This window comes from Thermobispora bispora DSM 43833 (assembly GCF_000092645.1).
Lineage (GTDB): Bacteria > Actinomycetota > Actinomycetes > Streptosporangiales > Streptosporangiaceae > Thermobispora > Thermobispora bispora.
This window is the reverse complement of record NC_014165.1, coordinates 111,906-127,505: the sequence shown is the minus strand read 5'-3', so window position 1 is coordinate 127,505 and position 15,600 is coordinate 111,906. Positions and strand designations below refer to the sequence as shown.

Here is a 15,600-nt window from a genome sequence, read left to right as displayed (position 1 = left end):
AGGCTCATGCGTTGGATAAGAGCCGCGGCGGAGAATCGCCGCACCGATATATCCGGTCAGACTCAGGTGGGGGTGCGGTGGTCTCGGCTTCGCGCGGTCATCACGGCGGCTGCCCTCGCCACCGGCCTCACCGCACTCGCCGCCCTTCCCACCACGGCTGCGGCCGATGAGACACGCCAGGCCCGCCAGGTCGCCTACGTCAGCAACCTTACCGAAGGCACCGTGTCGGCGATCGACGTCGCCACCAACACCACCATCGCCACCATCCCCGTCGGCAACGGGCCCAGGGGGGTGGCGGCCAGCCCCGGCGGCACCCGCGTCTACGTGCCCAACTCGACCTCCGGCACAGTGTCGGTGATCAACACCGCCACCAATGGCGTCATCGCCGTCATCCCGGTCGGCACCGCGCCCTTTGATGTGGCGGTCACCCCCGGCGGCACCCGCGCCTACGTCACCAACAACGGCTCCAACACCGTGTCGGTGATCAACACCGCCACCAACACCGTCATCGCCACCATCCCCGTCGGCGCCCAGCCGTTCGGGGTGGCGGTCACCCCCGGCGGCACCCGCGCCTACGTCACCAACAACGGCTCCAACACCGTGTCGGTGATCGACACGGCGACCAACACGGTCATCGCCACCATCCCGGTCGGCAACACGCCCCTTGGGGTGGCGGTCACCCCCGGCGGCACCCGCGTCCTCGTCGCCAATAGGTCAGACAACACCGTGTCGGTGATCAACACCGCCACCAACACCGTCATCGCCACCATCCCGGTCGGCAGCCTGCCGAGTGAGGTGGCGGTCACCCCGGGCGGCACCCGCGCCTACGTCACCAATGAAGGCTCCGGCAACGTCTCGGTGATCAACGTTGCGGGCAACAGTGTCATCACCACCATTCCGGTCGGCACCCAGCCATTCGGGGTGGCGGTCACCCTGGGCGGCACCCGCGCCTACGTCGCCAACTTCGCCTCCAACACGGTGTCGGTGATCGACACCGCAACCAACACCGTGGAAGCCTCCCTGGGCGCGGGTAGCGGTCCGGTCGAGGTGGCCATCGCCAACGTTCCGTGACCCTCCACTCATCGCGATGAACGCTGCGCGCCCGCCGGAACGGGCGTACGCGCACCGCTGACAAGGCCCCTGGCCGATATCGGTCAGGGGCCTTTCTCATCTCCGATTCGGCCAGGCCGAACAGCGGCCGGAGCTCGTTTATCACTTGCGTCTGCGCATAACACACAAAACGAAATTCTTTCTGATCCGATGGAATCGCGCTCAACGATCGCTCAAAGCCACCGATCGGATGAGTTAAGTGAGCGCGCCGGAGCCGAATCCGGCCGCCGCTACCGCGTACAACGAGATCGTCATCTCGATCGGAGGTCTCCATGCTCACGCGTTGGTTCACGACCGCGGCGGAGAATCGCCGCAGCGGGATATCCGGTGAGGCGCGGCCGGCGGTACGGCGGTCCCGGCTCGGCTCGGCCATCACCGCGATGGCGCTAGCCACCGGCCTCACCGCACTCGCCTCCCTGCCGGCCCCGGCCACCGCCGGCGACGCACGGCAAGGCCGCCAAGTCGCCTACATCACCAACCAGGACGACAACACCGTCTCGGCGATCGACGTGGCCACCAACACCACCATCGCCACCATCCCCGTCGGCAACGGGCCCAGGGGGGTGGCGGCCAGCCCGGGCGGCACCCGGGTGTACGTGACCAATCTGGGCTCCGACACGGTGTCGGCGATCAACACCGCCACCAACGGCGTGATCGCCGTCATCCCGGTCGGCGCTGATCCCTTCGATGTGGCCGTGTCTCCCGGAGGCACCCGCGTGCTCGTCACCAACTCCATCGACAACACGGTCTCGGTGATCGACACCATCACCAACACCGTGATCGCCACCATCCCGGTCGGCACCGCGCCCAACCAATTGGCGGTCACCCCGGGAGGCACCCGCGCCTACGTGGCCAACCAGGGCTCCAACACCGTGTCGGTGATCAACACCGCCACCAATGCCGTCATCACCACCGTCCCGGTCGGAACCGGGCCCATCGGGGTGGCCGTCACCCTCGGCGGCACCCGCGCCTACGTCACCGACTCGGGCAGCGACACCGTGTCCGTGATCAACACCGCCACGAACGCCGTGGAGGCCACCTTGACCGTGGGGAACACGCCGACCGAGGTCGCCATCGCCAACGTCCCATAGCCATCCGGCGGCGGCACGACGGCGGCTCAGCCGCCGCGCACCGGCGGAACGGCCCCTGCCCCCTATCGGCCAGGGGCCTTTCGCTGCTCACCGCCGACTTCTGCCAGGCAACGCGCATTCACCAGGCCTGAATACGCATTAATTCGGATTCATTCCAGGTGAGCGATCGGCACCTGGATTGAGTGATTATTCGGGTACGTGATCAACGATCATGCAAAACCGTCGGCCGGGTGAGCCAACTGAGCGTGCCGTAAATCGAATCGCCTCACCGTGTCCGCGTACAAGGAGACCGTCATTTCGATGGGAGGTCTCCATGCTCACACGTTGGATCAACACCGCGGCGATACGCCGCGCCGGCATATCCGCTCAGACGCAGGTACGGGTGCGGCGAACCCGGCTGCGCTCGGCGATCACCGCGGTGGCGCTCGCCACCGGCCTCACCGCACTCGCATCCCCGCCCACCACGGCCACGGCCGAGGAGATCCGCCAGGCACGCCAGGTCGCCTACGTCACCAACCAGAGCGAAGGCACCGTTTCGGTGATCGACGTCGCCGGCAACACCACCGTCGCCACCATCCCGGTCGGAAAACGGGCCCACCGGGGTGGCGGCCAGTCCCGGCGGCACCCGGGTGTACGTGGTCAACCAGACCGGCGACACCGTGTCGGTGATCGACACCGCCACCAACGGCGTCATCGCCGTCATCCCGGTCGGCGCCCTTCCGTACGACGTGGCCGTCTCTCCCGGCGGAACCCGCGCCTACGTCACCAACCAGGTCTCCAACGACGTGTCGGTGATCGACACCGCCACCAACACCGTCATCGCCACCATCCCGGTCGGCGTTGAGCCCGTTGGGGTGGCGGTCACCCCCGGCGGCACCCGCGCCTACGTCGCCAACTTCGGCTCGAACACCGTCTCTGTGATCGACACCGCCACCAACACCGTCGTCACCACCATCCCGGTCGGCACCCAACCCATCGGAATGGGGGTCACTCCCGGCGGCACCCGCGCCTACGTCGTCAACAGCGGTGACAACACGGTGTCGGTGATCGACACCGCCACCAACACCGTCATCGCCACCATCCCCGTCGGCACTAATCCCTGGGAGGTGGCGTTCACCCCTGGCGGAACCCGCGCCTACGTCACCAACTTCGGCTCCGACAACGTGTCGGTGATCGACACCGCCACCAACACCGTCATCGCCACCATCCCGGTCGGAGAAACGCCGATCCTAGTGGCGTTCACCCTCGGCGGTACCCGCGCCTACGTCACCAACTTCGGCTCGAACACCGTCTCTGTGATCAACACCGCCACCAACACCGTGGAAGCCACCCTGGGCGTGGGTGACGCTCCGAGCCATGTGGCCATCGCCAACGTTCCGTAGCGGTACCGCACCCGTACCCAACCGCCGGGACCAGGCATCCTCGACGACCAGGCCCCTGACCGGTGCGCATGCGCGGCGGTCAGGGGCCACGACCCTTGCCGTCCCCGGATGCCGCGCCGATCTGAGAGGACACGGAAACCGGCGCGGTTCACGCTCCGGGTGACCGAACAGAGCCCGTGGAGCACATCACCGCCGGCCGTACCTTTGGACATCGGCGCTGAGCCCACCGAACCCGCGCACCGCGGGGTGGGAGACGCGCGCTTCGCACGCGGGCCCTGGCCGGCACCGGCCGGGGCCTCGACTTCTTTTCTCCATCCCCGTACGGAAATCCCGTTGACGTTCCAGCGGGGAAAGGCCATTCCGCAGATGGATCACGCCATCCGTCTCACTTGTACCGATTGGCGGCGATAGGCCGAGCGGCCGGAATCACGAGCCACGATCCCGCAAATCCATCGGATGGCTGGGCCAATTGAGCGTGCCGGAAACAAATCCGCTCGCCATTTCCGCGTACAACGAGACCGACATCTCGATAGGAGGTCTCGATGCTCACACGGCGGAGCATGACCACGGCGGCGCACCGCCGTACCGGCACATCCGGCCAGGCCAGGGTCCGGTGGTCGCGATTCCGCTCGGTCATCACGGCGCTCGCCACCGGCCTCGCCGTACTCGCGTCCCTGCCGGCCCCGGCCTCCGCCGGCGACGCACGGCAGGGGCGCCAGGTGGCCTACCTCACCAACCAGGGCAACGACACCGTGTCGGTGGTCGATATCACCACCAACACGGTCATCGCCACCGTCCCGGTCGGCACGCAGCCCTTCGGGGTGGCCGTCACCGCGGGCGGCACCCGCGCCTACGTCTGCAACGTCGACTCCATGTCCGTGATCGACACCGCCACCAACACCGTGATCGCCACCCTGAGCCTGCCGGATGGCCCGTTCGAGATCGCCATCGCCGAGGTTCCCTAGCGACCCGCCGGGCCCAGCGGTACGCCGTACCCGTGGGGAGACCGGCGCGTCCCGCATCGGCCGGCTCCGGTGCCGCTCGCACCTGCAGCGGAACGGCCCCTGATCACACCGGTCAGGGGCCCGTTCTGCACCGCCATCACCCGGCTTATCCACAATTCGGCCGATAAACCGGTGACGTTGGTTCCGCGACGCGCACGGGTTATCAATGCGCGCTTTTCCGGTTGACGGCGATCAACCGGTAGGCCGGGATTCCAGCCAACGAATGCACTGGAGCGGTTTCCAGGTGAGCAAATCCGGCGCGCCGATACGACGGTGCCGTGAGCCGCTCGCGTACAAGGAGACCGTCATCTCGATGGGAGGTCTCATGCTCACTCGCTGGAGCACAACCGCGAGGGCACACGGCCGCACCCGCGGGCGCGGCCGGCGGATGCGGTGGGCCCGGTTCCGCTCGGCCGTCACCGCGGTGGCGCTCGCCACCGGTCTTGCCGCCCTCGCCCCCGTGCCGGCCCCGGCCACCGCGGGCGAGGCCCGGCAAGGGCGCCAGGTCGCCTACGTCGCGAACCGGCTGGACAACACCGTGTCGGCGATCGACGTGGCCACCTACGCCACCATCGCCACCATCCCGGTCGGGGCCGCGCCCAACGGGCTGGACGCGAGTCCCGGCGGCACCCGGGTCTACGTGGCCAATCAGAACGCCGGCACGGTGTCGGTGATCGACACCGCCACCAACACCGTGATCGCCACCATCCCGGTCGGGACGTCACCGGCCGATGTGGCCATCAGCTTCGATGGCAGGCGCGCCTACGTCAGCAACACGTTCTCCAACGACGTGTCGGTCATCGACACCGTGACCAACACCGTCATCGCCACCGTCCCGATCGGGATCGGATCGTTCGACCTCGTCGTCTCCCCGTGCGGCACCCGTGTCTACGCCTCCAATGCGTTCACGGGCAACGTGTCGGTCATCGACACGGCCACCAACACCGTCATCGCCACCATCCCGGTCGGCACCACGCCCAGCGGGATCGCGATCAGTCCCCGCGGTACCCGGGTCTACGTCACCAACGCGGCCTCCGACGACGTGTCGGTGATCGACACGGCCACCAACACCGTCATCGACACCATCCCGGTCGGGGACGCGCCCAACGCAGTGGTGATCACCCCGGGCGGCACCCGGGCCTACGTGGGCAACTCCGGCTCCAACACCGTGTCGGTGATCGACACGGCGACCAACACGGTGATCGCCACCATCCCCGTCGGGCTCGGGCCCGTCGGGATGGCGGTCACGCCGGGCGGCACCCGCGTGTTCGTGGCCGATCAGAGCTCCGACACGGTGTCGGTGATCGACACGGCGACCAACACGGTGATCGCCACACTGACCGCGGGCAATGTTCCGAGCGACGTGGCCATCGCCACCGTTCCCTAGCGCCGGCACCGCGAGGGACCGGCGCACCGGGTGACCCGGCGCTCCGCGACCGGGCGCCGTGCTCACCACCCGCCGGAGCCGGCGCCGGCCCGCACCACCGCATATCGAGCCGCCCGGCCCCGGACCGGCGCGCCGGGGCCGGCGTCCGCTCCGCGCCGGCGAGAAGACCATCGAGATCCGTCGCCGTCCGGTCAACGCGGCACGGGGACACCGAATCATTCGCCACGCGAGCTCACCGGCAACGATCTCGGCACGGCTGCAGGCGGTCCGCGTGTGCCGCCCGGAGGAAGGCCGGGACGGCTATCACCGGGCGTCCGGCCGGTCAGGTGACCACACCAGAACGCACCACTGAATCCGGAACACCGGAAATCCGATCGGCCGAGCTCATGGCAGACGCGACCAGAAAAGTCCCCGGACTGTGTGACGGCCCTGACCGATAGGCCGGAATTCCGATCAACGCTGAGCAAAACCGCCGGACGGATGAGCAAATCCGGCGTGCCGCCGCCGAATTCCTACGGCCTCGATTCCGTACAACGAGACCGTCGGCTCGATGGAGGACTCCATGCTCATCCGTTCGCTCACGAGACGCCGCACCGGCAGGTCCGGGCAGCCGCAGGTACGGGTGCGGCGGTCCCGGCTCCGCTCGGCCATCACCGCGGCCCTGGTCACCGGCCTCACCGTACTCGTGCCACTGCCCACCCCGGTCTCCGCCGGCGAGACCCGCCAAGCACGCCAGGTCGCCTACGTCACCAACCTGAACGGCAACACCGTGTCGGTGATCGACGTCGCCGGCAACACCACCATCGCCACGATCCCGGTCGGGCTAGGACCCACCGGGGTGGCGGCCAGCCCTGGCGGCACCCGCGTGTTCGTGGTCAATCAGGGTTCCCGCACGGTGTCGGTGATCGACACCGCGACCAACGGCGTCATCGCCACCATCCCGGTCGGCGTCACACCCTTCAATGTGGCGATCACCCCGGGCGGCACCCGCGCCTACGTCACCAACCTGGGCTCCGACAACGTATCGGTGATCGACACCGCCACCAACACCGTCATCGCCACCATCCCGGTCGGAAACGGGCCCATCGGGGTGAAGGTCAGCCCGGGGGGGCACCCGCGTCTACGTCACCAACCAGCTTGACGACAACGTCTCGGTGATCGACACCGCCACCAACACCGTCATCGCCACCATCCCGGTGGGAAACGCACCCCGGGGAGTGGCGTTCAGCCCGGGCGGCACCCGCGCGTACGTCACGAACCGAAGCGACGACAACGTATCGGTGATCGACACCGCCACGAACACCGTCATCGCCACCATCCCCGCCGGGGACGGACCGTCGGAGGTGGCGGTCACCCCGGGCGGCACCCGCGCCTACGTCACCAACCAGACCTCCGGCGACGTGACGGTGATCGACACCGCCACCAACACCGTCATTACCACCATCCCCACCGGCGCTTCGCCCACCGGGGTGGCGGTCACTCTCGGTGGCACCCGCGCTTACGTCGCCAACTTCAACTCGGGCACCGTATCGGTGATCAACACCGCCACCGACACCGTGGAGGCCACCCTGGGGGCGGGTGTCAATCCGGATTACGTGGCGATCGCCAACGTTCCGTAGCGACCCACCGGCATCGCACCAGGCGATGAGCCACCGCCTGCCGGAGACAGCGGAACACCGTACCGCACCGACCACACGGCCCCTGCCGTCCCGGCCAGGGGCCTTAACGCACTCCACCGATCCGACCGCCACCGAGGCCAGCGGGCCACGCAGAGTTGCCTGGCCTACCCCTGATAAATCCGAATGAATTCCTTTCGATTCCTGCCAGCGCGCAAATCGGCCGATCAGCCGGAATTCCAACCAGCAATCGTCCAAACCTTTCGGCCAGGTGAGCCAACCAGGTGTGCCGACATCGGATCACCGCACCGTGCCCGCGTAAAAGAAGACCGTCATCTCGATGGGAGGTCTCAATGCTCGCGCGCTGGATCAAAGCCACAGTGGCGAATCGCCGCACCGGCATATCCGGTCAGCCGCAGGTACGAGTGAGGCGGTCTCGGCTTCGCTCGGCGATCACGGCGGTGGCACTCGTCACCGGCCTCACCGCAACCGCGTCCCTGCCGGCTCCGGCCTCCGCCGACCAGACACGCCAAGCACGCCAGGTGGCCTATGTCACGAACCTGAACGACGACACCGTGTCGGTGATCGACGTCGCCAGCAACACCACCATCGCCACCATCCCCGTCGGAAACGCACCCCTCGGAGTGGCGGCCAGCCCGGGCGGCACTCGCGTCTACGTCACCAACAACGGCTCCAACACCGTGTCGGTGATCGACACCGCCACCAACGGCGTCATCGCCGTCATCCCGGTCGGCGCCCTTCCGTACGACGTGGCCGTATCTCCCGGTGGCACCCGCGCCTACGTCACCAACCAGGGCGCCGGCACCGTCTCGGTGATCGACACCGCCACCAACATCGTCATCGCCACCATCCCCGTGGGAAACGAACCTCAGGGAGTGGCGATCACCCCCGGTGGCACCCGCGCCTACGTCGCCAACACCGGCTCCAACACCGTGTCGGTGATCGACACCGCCACCAACACCGTCATCGCCACCATCCCCGTCGGCGCACAGCCATTCGGGGTGGCGGTGACCCCCGGTGGCACGCGCGTCCTCGTCACCAATAGGGCGAACAGCACCGTGTCGGTGATCGACACCGCCACCAACACCGTCATCGCCACCATCCCCGTCGGCGCACAGCCATTCGGGGTGGCGGTCACGCCCGGCGGTACCCGCGCCTACGTCGCCAACACCGGCGCCAACAACGTCTCGGTGATCGATGTCGCGCGCAACAGCGTCATCACCACCGTCCCAGTCGGCACCCAGCCGCTTGGAGTGGCGGTCACCCTGGGCGGCACCCGCGCCTACGCGGTCAACCTCACCACCGTGTCCGTGATCAACACCGCCACCAACACCGTGGAAGCCACCCTGGGCGTTGGTAACAATGCGATCGAGGTAGCCATCGCCAACGTTCCGTAGCGACCGGCCGGCATCGGCGATGAACGCTGAGCCACCGTCGGGAACGGGCACAATTCACCGCTCGCACACGGCAACACGGCCCCTGACCGATATCGGCCAGGGGCCTCAATCCTTCACCACCGGTCCCGGGACGGACACCGCCGGCGGTCAGCGAACCGCCGGGCCACCGCCGCCATCACCGGCCCTGGCCCGGGGAACACGTGGCCACGGCAGCGCTCAGGCGGCTCCGCTGCCGCCGGACCCCGGCCGGGCCACCGCCGATGCGCACGGGGGTCACGAATCCCGATCGCATCCGGCGGGCCGTACCCGAAGTGAGCTCCTGTGCCAGGGGTCGTGGCCGCGCAGACGGTCGGCTCGCTCCCCACCTGCGATGGTCGCGCCGGATGGTTCCGGGAGCGGGAGAAGCCGGCAGCGCCGTCGTCAGCGCTCGGCCGCCGAACCGGCGGAGCCGGCCGTCCTCGCCGGCGGCGAGCCGTCAGAAAGATCAAACGCCCGCTCCTCCGGCCGGCAGGAAGCGGGCGTGTCGGCATATGACATCCTGATTCTCCTGTGACGAGGGGAATCAGAGTGAACAGCACCTCACCGTAACGGGTACCCCGTCCTTGCCACAGCCGGATCGCTTACCGGTACATAACAATCGGTCAACGGCACCATCACGGCACCGCCACGGCTACCCTTCTTCCAGGCCGACTCCTTATCTCGAAAAGCGCGACAGGAGAAACATGTCTGGCTGGCTGCACCTTGATCCGCTCCCTCCGGTTTGGCCACCGGACCGTTTCGAAGTGCGCTCGATTCGCCCGGGCCCGGAGGCGCCGGCGGCCGACCGCTACCACTTCAGCGCCCTGGCGCAGGAAGCCGCCCTCCGGCTCAGGGACATCGGGCTCGCCACGCAGATCCAGGTGATCCGGCTCGCGGATGGAGCGATCCTCTACGACCTCGCCGCAGGGGTGCATAGACCGCTCGCCGAGTGGTGATCCATATCTGGATGACGGCGCCGGATGAGTGCAGGATGAGGTCATGGCGGCGAAGGACGGCGACGGTTGGGCGCTGTGCGCGCGTGGTCATCAGCACTGGGGCATCCACGGGGCGACCGGCCTGCTCGCCGTCCACCACACACTCGACGGCATGCCGTACGTCTTATTGCAGAAGCGCTCCTGGTGGACCCACCACGGGGGCACCTGGGCCCTGCCCGGCGGCGCGCTCGACAGCCATGAGGACGCGATATCCGGAGCGTTGCGCGAGGTACGCGAGGAGACGGTGCTCTCCACCGACCTCTTCCGGGTCCAGGGCATCTACGTCGACGACCACGGCGGCTGGTCCTTCCAGACGGTGATCGCCGAGGCGGCGGGCATGCTCGACGCGGCCCCGGCGAACGGCGAGAGCGTCGACCTGCGCTGGGTGGCCGCCGACGAGGTCGCCTCGAAGCCGCTCCACCCGGGGTTCGCCGACTCGTGGCCGAAGCTGCGGCCCGCGCTCAGCCCGCTCGTCCTCGTCCTCGACGTGGCGAACATCATCGGCTCCCGCCCCGAGGAGCTGTGGTGGAAGGACCGGGCGCGCGCCGCCAACCGGCTGCTCAACGAGGTGCAGCCGCTCGCCACCGAAGGGCTGCGCGAGACACCCGACGGCCTCCCCGAACTGGCCCGCTGGTTCCCCCGCATCGTCGTGGTGCTCGAAGGCGCGGCCGCCGTGGCCGCCGACCCCGAGGCGCACGGCACGAACCTCAGCGTGGTGGTCGCGAACGGCAGCGGGGACGACGCGATCGTCCAGGCGGTCCGCGAGCGCAAGCCCTGGGAGCGGGTGCTCGTGGTCACCGCGGACCGCGCGCTCCGGGAACGGGTCACCGCGCTCGGCGCGCTCGTCGCCGGTCCCCGCTGGCTGCTCAACCAGCTCTGAGGTCCGGCCCGGTACGGCAGGCCGGCCCCGCCGTGCCCGCGGCCTCGCCGTGATCTTCACCGGCCGGCCACCGCTTTCCCCTCCGCTGCCGGCGCTTGTCCCCGATCTGCCGGAGCGTGTCCCCGTTCGGCCGGCGCTTGGGCCTCCCGGCCGTGCCGTACCGGATCACCTGGGCCGCGCGACCGGGCGCGGCCGGGTGCGCAGCGGCAGCCGGCAGGTCTCACCGCGCATGAGGTAGTGCACCGCGTGGGTGAGCCCGAGCCGGCGCACATGGTGCTGGAACTCGCTGAGCGGCGAGGTGAACGCCTCGTAGTCGTCGTAGTGCACCGGCAGGGCGACCTCCGGCTTGATCAGCTGCAGCCACTCGGCCCCCTGCACGCCGTCCATCGACACCAGGACCCGGAAGATCCGCGTGCCGCCCAGGTGGACGATCGCGGCGTCGATCTCCGGGAACCGGCGCGGGATCTCGGCGAGGCAGGGGTCGAGGACCGTGTCCCCGCTGATGTGCAGGCGCAGGTCGAGGTCGTCGCCACGGCAGAAGTCGAGCACGCTGCCCATGACCGGCGGCAGCAGCCGGTCCAGCGGGCCGGGCGCGTGCCGCGCCGGCACCGCGGTGATGGAGAGCACGCCCGAGTTCCGGTGCACCTGGTAGGTCTGCCAGGTCTCCAGGCCGATCGCGTTGCCGAACCCGCGGCCGCGGAGCACGTCCGCCGCGTGCGGGGTGGTGACGATCGGCACGTACGGGTCGAGGCCCCGCTCGGCGATCTCGTCCCAGTGGTCGCCGTGCAGGTGCGAGAGCACGACGAGGTCCACCGGGGGCAGGTCCGCCACGCTCATCGCGGGCTCGGTGCGGCGGCGGGTGCGGATGCCCCAGCCGAGCCGCGCCTGCTGGCCGCGGTGGAGGAAGTTCGGGTCGGTCAGCAGGGTGAACCCGTTGCACCGGATGATCGTCGTGGCGTTGCCGATGAAGTACACGCTGGCGTCCGTGGACTCGGGCATGCCGCTCCCCCCTCTCCGCGTCGGGCTCGATCTGCGCTTCTTTCCGGGGTCGGTCAGCGGCGTTCGATCACCCACACGGTGCGGGTGCACCGCACCCTCTCAGCAGGCGTATACCCACGCTGGCGACGGCACGCCTGATCGCGGCCTCGTGCGCCCGCCCGGCCCGCGGCGGAGTGCCCGTGCCGCGGGTGACCGGCTCGGACCGCGGGTCTCCCAGGACCGTGGTGGTACGGCTCTCGCTCCGCAGGGCACGGGACGGCGTCGCCCTCCCGGCTCAGCGTGGAGCGGCGCTGCCCTCCGAACCGGGGCGGGACGGCGTGGACTCCCGGCACGGGTGAGGAACGGCGCCGCCAGGCCGGACCGGAATGGGAGGGCTCACCCGCGGCGGTGCCGGCCCATCACCAGAGGATCCACGGGCTCTCCACGCCGCCGCCGAAGGAGGGGGTGCCCGACTTGCGCCAGCGCTGGCGGACGTCGGTCTTGACTCCCTTGCGCGGGACCTTGACCGTGAACGGCCCGCACTCGTACGGCGCGGTGCCGTTCAGGCAGGTGAAGGTCTTGGAGACGAAGACGTCGTTGTCGGAGTCGAACAGGCCGACGAGGATGTCCCACTTCGCGGCGCTGGACCCTTGGACCCGGCCCAGGAGGTAGAAGGTGTCGCCCACCATCGCCATGCACGGGGACATCTGCACGCCCTGGCCCGTGTCGAACCAGGACCGGCACTGCCAGTTCAGCGACGGCGGAGGCTCATCGGCCTTGACCGTGGTGGCCTTCGGCTCCGGCTGGACGACCCTGGTCTTCCGCGGCTGGGCGGTCTTCGACTGCTGCGGCCGCGGGGCCGTGGTCTGCCGGGGCTGCGTGGTCGGCGGCGGCACCACGGGCCGGGGGACCTCGGTCAGGCTCGGGGACGGCCGGGCGGTGGTCGCCTTCGGGGACGGCGACCGCCGTGCCTGGTCCTCCCACGCCGGGGTGGGCACCGGGTCGCGGTCACCGTCGTCCGGGTAGGCGGAGGCGGAGTCCATCGCCGTGGCCAGCGCGCCCGGGGACGCCGAGCCGAGGGCCCTGGTGTGCGCCTCGCCGTCGGACCGCCACGGGGCGAAGAAGACCACCGACAGCACCACGGCCCCGGCGGCCGCGGTGCTCGTCCCGGCGAGCAGCCACCGCTTCTTGGCGCTCCAGCGCGAGGCGGCGCCCGGCAGCCCCGGGACACCGGTGGAGCCCACCTGCGGCACACCACCGGAACCGGTGGCGAGGACACCGGCCGGGCCCGTACCCGCCGCACCACCGGAGCCGGTGGCCGGGGCACCGGCGGAACCCGCGCCCGTGCCGCCGCCCGCGCCCGGCACCCCGATGAAGCCGGGGACCGGAACGCCCGCGGCCTGCTTGCCGCCCTTGGGTAACGTGCCGCCGGTCCCGCCGGGGGCGGTGTCGGCCGTGCCGGGGGGAACGGGCATCCCGGCGGCGCCGGGCATGCCGCCGGGCCGGCCGGTCCCGGGCGCCCCGCCCGGCCGCTGGACCGCGGGAGCCGGGCCGGCGGCGGACGCCGGAAGAGGCTCGGAGGTGATCGACGGGTCGGCGTCCCACGGAACCGGGGGCAGCGGAGGCAGCCCGGCCAGCGCCGGCATCGCCCGGCGGAGCTCCGCGGCCACCTGGGCGGCGGTGGGGCGGTCGGCCGGGTTCTTCGCCGCGCAGCGTGCGATGAGCGACCAGAGGGCGTCGGGCATCCCGGGCAGCCGCCGGGGCGCGGCGGACGAGTGCTGCTTGATCAGGGCCACGGGGTGGTCGCCGATGAACGGCGGCCGGCCGGCGAGGAGCTGGTAGAGGATCAGGCCGATCGCGTACACGTCCACCGCGGGCGTGGGCTTCTCGCCCATCGCCGTCTCCGGCGCCAGGTACATCGGCGTGCCGATGATCGCGGTGCTCTGGGTGAGGCCCGGGCCGTACACGATGCGGGCCACGCCGAAGTCGGTGAGCCGGACCCGCCCGGTGGCCTGCTCGATCAGGATGTTGGCCGGTTTGACGTCGCGGTGCACCACGCCGGCGGCGTGCGCGGCGGCGAGCGCGTCGGCGACCTCGGCCATCATCCGCGCCGCCTCGGCCGGGGGCAGTGTGCCGTGCCGCCGGAGCAGCGCCTGCAGGCTACCGCCCTCGACGAGGTCCATCACCATGGCGAGGCGGTCGCCTTCGATGACGAAGTCGCGGACCGTGACGATGTTGGGGTGGCGGAGGGACCGCATGACGTTGCGCTCCTGGACGAAGCGCATGACGAGCTCCTGGTCGCCGGTGAGACCGTCCCGCAGCAGCTTCACCGCCACGAGCTCACCCGTCTCCCGGTGCCGGGCACGCCAGACCGCGCCCATGGCACCGGCGCCGATCTCGTCCAGGAGGACGTACTGACTTCCTAGCGACGCCTCACCCGTAGCCATTGCCCCCCTCTCCCGTGGGTATTAGGCGGCGATCACCATAATCCGCCAAATCCCCGCGGAGAGTGAACTCGGTGTCCTAATGGTTACAGTCGGCCGTTGTGATTTCCCGATGGCCGGGACGCGGTGCTAGCGTGAGCAGATTTCCTCGGGCGGCCGCGGTACGGCCCGCCATATTCCCGGCATTGCGGCGGACCGGAACGCACGGCACGCTGGGACCGGCCACTTTCTTGATCATCTCCAGCGGGGCAAATGTGATCTTGATTGTCCCGGCTCGGCGTGCGCCGTGCCGTACCGGCCGGGACGGGCGTCATCGCACGGTACGGTGGGACGCCCCGGCCGGCTGACGGCCGGGGGAGCCGGCCCTGAGCGGTGGTGCGCGGCCGCGCAACGGAATGCGCCAAGGTTTTATCCACAGGGCACGTTCTTATTCACAGCTTTATCCAACGCTTGGGGATAACGGCGGAGGCTATTTGACGGTTATCGAGACTTATGGCCGGCTTGCGCGCCTACGACGGTGGAAAACTTACTCCGGCCATGGGCCGGGCGCAGCGGCCGGCATATCCAGACGACCGTCGCGGTAATCGGAAAATCGGGCGTTCCGCACCGCGGGGTGCGCACCGGCGGGCGCCCCGTGGCCGTCCCCCGCCCCGCCGTACCAGGGAAGATCACCTCGCGCGCCCCGGCCCGGACGGCGACCGGAATACCGGATCTTGCGGCACAAGCCAGGAATCCTCGGCACATAATCCGCGCCTGAGGATAAACACGGCTTGATCGCCGATCGGTTCTCCGCCGCCGGAGGACCGGGGCGCGCGAGGTGAATGGCGGAAGGGTAGTGGCGAAGGGGCGATTCGCCGGATGGCCGGGTGGCGGCCCCCGCGCGTCACCCGCCGTTTCCGGGCCCGGCCGCGCTCAGGGAGAACCCGAGTGCAGCCAGCGGAGCATCGCCGCCAGGACGCCCAGCGTCACGGCGAGGACGGCGGGAGGCCATCACCACGAGTGACCGTGCAGGAAACCCACGCAGCCCAGAAGGCCCGACAGCGCCGCACCGAACCCGGCCAGCGGTCCGAGCGGCCGGCCTCCCTCGCCGGCGGCCACCGGCCCTTCGCGGGCCGCGGCGCTGCCGGAGCGGACGCCGGCCCCTGCCCGGCGGGCGGCGGAGATGCCGCAGACGCCGGCGAGGCCGGCGGGTTCGCGCCGAAGCGCCGCCCGCCGCCGGTGAGGTCGCGGGTGCCTCCGGGCACCCGCTCGCCGATGCGTGCACGCCCATGACGGAT

Annotated in this window: 12 protein-coding genes and 1 pseudogene; 11 read left to right on the top strand and 2 right to left on the bottom strand. The window is 70.1% G+C overall.

Features of this window, described 5'->3' with window-relative positions; translation table 11 throughout:
* Positions 1–6: 6 nt before the first annotated feature.
* The 11 genes and pseudogenes from TBIS_RS00555 (at position 7) to TBIS_RS00515 (ending at position 10,901) form a co-directional block, all read left to right on the top strand.
* Positions 7–1,071 carry a YVTN family beta-propeller repeat protein gene (locus TBIS_RS00555; RefSeq protein ID WP_013130376.1) on the top strand — a complete coding sequence of 355 codons (1,065 nt, stop codon included), beginning with the start codon at positions 7–9 and terminating at the stop codon, positions 1,069–1,071.
* A gap of 311 nt (positions 1,072–1,382) precedes the next feature.
* Positions 1,383–2,201, top strand: a complete 819-nt coding sequence (locus TBIS_RS00550) for a beta-propeller fold lactonase family protein (RefSeq protein WP_013130375.1) — start codon at positions 1,383–1,385, stop codon at positions 2,199–2,201.
* Positions 2,202–2,412: 211 nt separating this feature from the next.
* Positions 2,413–2,751: pseudogene (locus TBIS_RS19645) on the top strand (hypothetical protein); the annotation flags it as partial.
* 85 nt (positions 2,752–2,836) lie between these two features.
* The gene (locus TBIS_RS00545) at positions 2,837–3,583 is read left to right on the top strand and encodes a beta-propeller fold lactonase family protein (RefSeq protein ID WP_242384290.1); all 747 of its coding nucleotides are present in this window, start codon (positions 2,837–2,839) and stop codon (positions 3,581–3,583) included.
* Between the two features lie 542 nt (positions 3,584–4,125).
* Entirely contained in the window at positions 4,126–4,548 is a 423-nt protein-coding gene (locus TBIS_RS00540) for a YncE family protein (RefSeq protein WP_013130374.1), read from the top strand.
* A gap of 364 nt (positions 4,549–4,912) precedes the next feature.
* Entirely contained in the window at positions 4,913–5,974 is a 1,062-nt protein-coding gene (locus tag TBIS_RS00535) for a YVTN family beta-propeller repeat protein (protein WP_013130373.1), read from the top strand.
* A gap of 562 nt (positions 5,975–6,536) precedes the next feature.
* Positions 6,537–7,115 (top strand): YncE family protein, encoded by a 579-nt coding sequence (locus tag TBIS_RS19640; protein WP_013130372.1) that lies wholly within the window; start codon positions 6,537–6,539, stop codon positions 7,113–7,115.
* Positions 7,116–7,128: 13 nt separating this feature from the next.
* Entirely contained in the window at positions 7,129–7,593 is a 465-nt protein-coding gene (locus tag TBIS_RS19635; RefSeq protein WP_013130371.1) for a YncE family protein, read from the top strand.
* 350 nt (positions 7,594–7,943) lie between these two features.
* A complete protein-coding gene (locus TBIS_RS00525; protein ID WP_013130370.1) occupies positions 7,944–9,008 on the top strand; it encodes a YVTN family beta-propeller repeat protein in 1,065 nt (354 codons plus the stop codon).
* A gap of 782 nt (positions 9,009–9,790) precedes the next feature.
* A complete protein-coding gene (locus tag TBIS_RS00520; RefSeq protein ID WP_041431022.1) occupies positions 9,791–9,982 on the top strand; it encodes a hypothetical protein in 192 nt (63 codons plus the stop codon).
* A gap of 43 nt (positions 9,983–10,025) precedes the next feature.
* Positions 10,026–10,901: an NUDIX hydrolase gene (locus tag TBIS_RS00515; protein ID WP_013130368.1), complete on the top strand. Its 876-nt coding sequence runs from the start codon at positions 10,026–10,028 to the stop codon at positions 10,899–10,901.
* Positions 10,902–11,066: 165 nt separating this feature from the next.
* Here TBIS_RS00515 and TBIS_RS00510 read toward each other — a convergent pair whose 3' ends face one another.
* Positions 11,067–11,900 carry an MBL fold metallo-hydrolase gene (locus TBIS_RS00510; protein ID WP_013130367.1) on the bottom strand — a complete coding sequence of 278 codons (834 nt, stop codon included), beginning with the start codon at positions 11,898–11,900 and terminating at the stop codon, positions 11,067–11,069.
* A gap of 398 nt (positions 11,901–12,298) precedes the next feature.
* A complete protein-coding gene (locus TBIS_RS17975; RefSeq protein WP_013130366.1) occupies positions 12,299–14,326 on the bottom strand; it encodes a serine/threonine-protein kinase in 2,028 nt (675 codons plus the stop codon).
* Between the last annotated feature and the right edge of the window lie 1,274 nt (positions 14,327–15,600).